This is a genomic window from Acidibrevibacterium sp., assembly GCF_049965395.1.
GTDB lineage: Bacteria > Pseudomonadota > Alphaproteobacteria > Acetobacterales > Acetobacteraceae > Acidibrevibacterium > Acidibrevibacterium fodinaquatile.
The window spans coordinates 1-3524 of the sequence record NZ_JBMFWJ010000095.1 but is presented as its reverse complement, the minus strand read 5'-3'; the positions used below and the strand labels follow the sequence as shown (position 1 = coordinate 3524).

Here is a 3524-nt window from a genome sequence, read left to right as displayed (position 1 = left end):
AGCGGCTGGTAATTTTTCTAAGGTTGCGAATCAGCGCATGACGTTGTGCCGAGCCTTGCCGTTAGCGGAAGGTCTTGCTAATGAATGTCATGCGGAATTCTGTCCGATGCGGTTCCGGCCTCGCGTTCGTTATTTCGTTCGCGGCGCTTCTGGCGGCTCTTTCGCCGGCATTGGCGACACCGTTCCTGGGGTCGGCAGAGAGTTTCGCGGTTTTGGGCGCCAGCACCGTGACCAATACCGGCGCGACCACGCTCACCGGCGATCTCGGGCTCTCTCCGGGCACCTCGATCACCGGAACCAGCACGATCAGCTTGACCGGAACCGAGCATGACGCCGATACCGTCGCGCAACAGGCGCAGAGCGATGCCAGCACGGCCTATACTACCCTCGCTGGCCTGTCGCCGACAGAGACGCTGACTGGGCGGAATCTCGGCGGGCTCACGCTGACCCCGGGCGTCTATTTCTTCGCCAGCTCTGCCCAATTGACGGGCACGCTCACCCTGGACTTCACCGGCGACCCCAACGCCGCGTTCGTGTTCCAGATCGGGAGCACCCTCACCACCGCCAGCAACGCGGCCGTCGACGTGACCGGCGGCGGCGCCAACAGCGGTGTCTACTGGCAGGTCGGCAGTTCCGCGACGCTCGGCACCAGCACGGTTTTTGCTGGCAACATCATCGCCGATACCAGCATCACCCTGGCTACCGGGACGGATATCGTCTGCGGCCGCGCCATCGCGCTGAACGGAGCGGTGACGATGGATACGAACACGGTCTCGAACACCTGCGCGGGGAGCAGCACCGGATTCAGCGGCTCGCCGACCGGCGGTTCGACATCGGTGCCCGAGCCGGCCGCGATCTGGGGGCTCGGCGCCGGACTGGTCAGCCTTGCTCTCGTGCGCCGGCGGCGGAACGGCGTGCGCGTCGGCGGCGCCTGAGCGCGCGGCGATGGTGGAGGTCAGGCGGGCGGGGGAAGCAGAGCGGCGAGCGGGCGGCGCTGTTCGCCGGATGGGGTGAAATTCGCGGGATCGAGCCAGGCTTCGAAGGCCGCCCGCACCGCCGGCCATTCCTGATCGGTGATCGCATACCAGGCGGTGTCGCGGCTGCGGCCCTTATAGACCACGGCCTGGCGGAAAATGCCCTCGAAGCGGAAGCCATAACGCAAGGCGGCGCGGCGCGAGGGCGCGTTGAGGCTGTCGCATTTCCACTCATAGCGCCGGTAGCCGAGTTCGTCGAAGGCGCGGCGCATCATGAGGAACATCGCCTCGGTGCCGGCCGGGCGGCGTTGGAGGGCGCGGGTGAAAAGAATATGCCCGACCTCGATCACACCATTGCCGCGATCGATGCGAAGATAGGCGGCGAGCCCGACGGCGCGGCCATCGGCGAGCAGGATCGCATGAAACAGCGGATCACCGTCGGCGCGGCGCCAGGAAGCGGCGCAGCTCTCGAGCCAGGCTTGGAACGCCTCTCGCCCCGCCGGCCGCTCGGCCACGAGATAGGTCCAATCCCGGGCATCGGGCGCCAATTGGTCGGCGGCGAAGAGATCGTCGCCGTGGCGCGCCGGATCGAGTGGTTCGATCCGGCAAAAGCGGCCTGCGATCGGGGTTGCCGGCGGATGCGGGCGCGGCGACCAGCCGGCAAGCGCGGCGCCGATCGTCTGGCCGAACGGGTTCTCGCGTGTCTCCATCCCTCACCCCTTCCACGGATTTTTCCCCGCCGAGGATGGAGGTTGCAAACGAGGCTGGCAAGGCAGCGGAGGTCGGGTTGCCGGCGGGCAGCGGGCAGGGATATACCCGTGGGACAGCTCACCGCAAGAAAGCGGCGACCGGCAGGGGGCCCACCACGGGGGGCCACACGGCCAGGACGCAACCACAAGGACAGCCTCGCGCCCGCGTTGGCAAAAAAACAAGGCGGCTTCACATGGACCTCAAGGATTACATCCGCGGCATTCCCGATTTTCCCAAGCCCGGAATCTTGTTTTACGACATTTCGACCCTGCTCCGGCATCCCGATGCCTGGCAGGTGGCGATGGGGCGGCTGGCCAATGTCGTGCGCGCCTATCAGCCCGATCTCCTCGCCGGCATCGAAAGCCGCGGCTTTCTGCTGACCGCGCCGCTCGCGCTCAAACTCGGCTGTGGCTTCATCATGCTGCGCAAGCGCGGCAAGCTGCCGGGGGAAACGGTCGCGCGCGATTATGCCCTCGAATATGGCGCCGACCGGCTGGAGATCCAAAAAGACGCCCTGGCGCCCGGGCAGCGCGTGGTGCTGCTCGATGATCTGCTGGCGACCGGCGGCACGATGGCGGCGGCGGTGGCGCTGCTGCGTGAAGCCGGGGCGGTGGTGCCGGCGGCGGCGGCGCTGATCGAGCTTGCTTTCCTCGGCGGGCGGGCACGGCTCGATGTGCCATTTTCCGCGCTCGTGAGTTATGATGCGTGACCGCGATGGGTGAGCGCGCGGGCGGCGGCGGGCGGCCGCGGGCGCGTTTTTCGCGTCGGCGCTTCCTCGTCGCGACGATGATCGCCCCCCTGCTTGCCGCGCGTCGGGGGGTGGCGGCGCTTCCCGCCCAGCCGTTTGGCGATGGCGCGACGCTGTTGGTCGCGGGCCCGGTCAATGGCCGGCTGGACCGGATCTCGGCGCATCTCGCCGGCGCTTTGCTGCCCGGGCTGCCGTCTGGGACGCCGATCAGGCGCGTTGCCCGCGGCGGGCCGGACGGGGTCGCCGGGGCGAACGAATTCGCCGCCCGCGTCATGCCCGATGGACAAACCGCGCTGCTGCTCCCCGGGGTCGCGGTGATCGATTGGTTGGCCGGCGATAATCGCTGCCATTTCGAGGCCAATCGTTTCGTGCCGGTGTTGGGCGGGCTCACCTCGCGGGTTCTGGTCGGGCGCAACGGCATCGATCTCGGCCAAACCGCGACCCCGGTGCGGATCGCCGCTTCGCGCCCAGTTGGGCCCGATCTGCCGGCGCTGCTCGGGGTCGACCTCCTCGGTGCGCGCGCGGTGCCGGTGTTTGGCCTCGAAGGGGTCGCCGCGCGCGCGGCGCTCGCTCGCGGCGAGGTCGATGCCGTGCTGGTGCAGGGGGCGGATATCGCCGAGGCACGGCTCGCGCTCGCGACGTTGGCGACACCCTTGTTCTCCTTCGGCATGATCGACGCCGACGGGCATCTCGGCGCCGATCCGGCGCTGCCGGACGTGCCGCATCTGCCGGCGCTTTACGAGCGGCTGCGCGGCGCCCCGCCGGCGGGCGCGATCTATGCCGCCTGGCGGAGCGCGGCGGCGGCCGCGATCCTCGATTTCGCGTTGGTCTTGCCGGCCTTGACGCCGCCGCCTTTGGTCGCGCTGTGGCGCGCCGCCGGGCGCGAGGTGATGGCCGATCAGGGCTGGCAGCAAAGTGCCGGGATCGAGGCGACGCGTATCCTCGCCGGGCCGGAAACGACGGTCTGTCTCGGCACCGCGGTGACGCGGCCGCCAGCGCTCAGCGATCTTCGCCGCTGGCTCGCCGAGCGGCTCGACTGGCACCCCGGCTAG

4 protein-coding genes are annotated in these 3524 nt (G+C 69.2%); 3 read left to right on the top strand and 1 reads right to left on the bottom strand.

The features are described 5' to 3' along the window. The first annotated feature begins 89 nt into the window (after positions 1-89). Positions 90-935, top strand: coding sequence for an ice-binding family protein (locus tag ACP5M5_RS14515; RefSeq protein WP_427938539.1), 846 nt, complete (start codon positions 90-92; stop codon positions 933-935). Positions 936-955: 20 nt separating this feature from the next. On the opposite strand, the gene ACP5M5_RS14510 is transcribed toward ACP5M5_RS14515, so the two are convergent. Continuing rightward, complete coding sequence (locus tag ACP5M5_RS14510) at positions 956-1684, bottom strand: GNAT family N-acetyltransferase (RefSeq protein ID WP_427938537.1); 729 nt, start codon at positions 1682-1684, stop codon at positions 956-958. Positions 1685-1917: 233 nt separating this feature from the next. Between ACP5M5_RS14510 and ACP5M5_RS14505 the strand changes: the two genes are divergently transcribed. Both ACP5M5_RS14505 and ACP5M5_RS14500 read left to right on the top strand, forming a co-directional pair. Further along, complete coding sequence (locus ACP5M5_RS14505; RefSeq protein ID WP_427938535.1) at positions 1918-2433, top strand: adenine phosphoribosyltransferase; 516 nt, start codon at positions 1918-1920, stop codon at positions 2431-2433. 5 nt (positions 2434-2438) lie between these two features. Beyond that, complete coding sequence (locus ACP5M5_RS14500; protein WP_427938533.1) at positions 2439-3524, top strand: hypothetical protein; 1086 nt, start codon at positions 2439-2441, stop codon at positions 3522-3524.

Coding starts and splice junctions, on each gene's coding strand:
- ACP5M5_RS14515 (WP_427938539.1), top strand. CDS start 90: ATGCGGAATTCTGTCCGATGCGGTTCCGGCCTCGCGTTCGTTATTTCG.
- ACP5M5_RS14510 (WP_427938537.1), bottom strand. CDS start 1,684: ATGGAGACACGCGAGAACCCGTTCGGCCAGACGATCGGCGCCGCGCTT.
- ACP5M5_RS14505 (WP_427938535.1), top strand. CDS start 1,918: ATGGACCTCAAGGATTACATCCGCGGCATTCCCGATTTTCCCAAGCCC.
- ACP5M5_RS14500 (WP_427938533.1), top strand. CDS start 2,439: ATGGGTGAGCGCGCGGGCGGCGGCGGGCGGCCGCGGGCGCGTTTTTCG.